The organism is Microbacterium sp. Bi128, from assembly GCF_918698205.1.
In genome coordinates this window covers 1-1,453 of sequence record NZ_CAKKMM010001284.1, presented here as the reverse complement: position 1 = coordinate 1,453, position 1,453 = coordinate 1, and the positions used below count along the sequence as shown (strand labels likewise).

Below are 1,453 nucleotides of genomic sequence, written 5' to 3'. Positions count from 1 at the left end.
TAGCGCAACTATTGGGAGCGGAACTGCTCTAGCCGTCGAAGCCGTCGTCCCCGGCCGGCTGGGTGCCGTGGCCGTGCTGGTCCGAGGTCACCGGGTGCTGGTCCTCCAGCGGGGATTCGGGTGCCAGCAGGGCGCGGAGGTCGTCCTCGGCGGCGATCGTTGTGACAAAGAACAGTTCGTCGCCGCCGTCGATCACGTCGTCGCGGCTCGGCGTGATGGGCGCCTGGTCCCGCAGGATCGCGACGAGGGTGGCGTCTTCGGGCCACTGGACATCGCCCACGGTCAGCCCGATCACATGCGAGTCGTGCGGGACCGTGAACTCCACCAGCGAGGACACCCCGGTCTGCAGTGTCAGCAGCCGCACCAGGTCGCCGATCTCCACCGCCTCCTCCACCAGGGCGGTCATCAGCTGCGGGGTGTTGACCGCGACGTCGACGCCCCAGGAGTCGTCGAACATCCAGTCGTTCTTGGGGTTGTTGACCCGGCCGACGGTACGCCCGACACCGAATTCCGTCTTCGCCAGCAGCGAGACCACCAGGTTGACCTTGTCGTCACCGGTGGCGGAAACCACGACGTCGGCGTCCTCGAGTTTGGCGTCCTGCAGCGTGCTCAGCTCGCAGGCATCACCGACCAGCCAGTGGGCTCCGCGCAGCCCGCTCCGGCCGATCACCTCCGGCTTCTCGTCGATCAGCAGGATTTCGTGCTTATGGGCCAACAACTCGCGGGCGATCGAGGACCCGACGCTTCCGGCACCGACGATGACGACTTTCACTCAGGACTCCTTGGCGGGGGATTTGGCGAGAATGTGGCCGATCTCGGAACTCCGGTCCACGTTCAGCATGGCGTGGACAGTGTCGCCGTCCTGATAAGACGTGGCGGCAGCGGGCAGCATGCCCTCACCGAACCGGGTCAGATACGCGATCCGGATGCCGGCCGCCTTCTCGATCGAGGAGATCGGGTGCCCGATCCAGTCGGGGTTGAGGTCAACCTCCGCGAGCACCAGCCGGCCCGAGGGCTCCCGGAAGTCACCGGCGATGTGCTGTTCGGGCAGGATGCGGCGCAGCACCTGGTCGGCGCTCCAGCGGACCGCGGCGACCGTGGGAATGCCGAGGCGCTGGTAGATTTCGGCGCGGCCCGGGTCATAGATCCTGGCCACCACATGGGGCACGTGGAAGGTCTCCCGCGCCACCCGGGTGGCGAGGATGTTGGAGTTGTCGCCGCTGGAAACCGCCGCGAAGGCATAGGCCTCCTCGACGCCGGCGCGCTTCATCGTCTCGCGGTCGAACCCGACCCCCGTGACCTTCCGTCCGGAAAATCCTGTGCGGAGCCGCCGGAAGGCGCGGTCATCCTGGTCGATGATGGCCACCGAATGCCCGGCGTCCTCGAGCGTGTGTGCCAGGGTTGCCCCGCCACGGCCACAACCCATGATCACGAAGTGCGCCACATGGGCCTC

The 1,453-nt window shown here is 67.3% G+C and carries 2 protein-coding genes; both read right to left on the bottom strand.

What is annotated here, in order from left to right; genetic code table 11:
* Positions 1 to 28: 28 nt before the first annotated feature.
* The gene (locus tag LQV45_RS32045) at positions 29 to 772 is read right to left on the bottom strand and encodes a TrkA family potassium uptake protein (RefSeq protein WP_018772421.1); all 744 of its coding nucleotides are present in this window, start codon (positions 770 to 772) and stop codon (positions 29 to 31) included.
* A complete protein-coding gene (locus tag LQV45_RS32040) occupies positions 773 to 1,444 on the bottom strand; it encodes a TrkA family potassium uptake protein (protein ID WP_230011544.1) in 672 nt (223 codons plus the stop codon).
* Positions 1,445 to 1,453 lie beyond the last annotated feature (9 nt).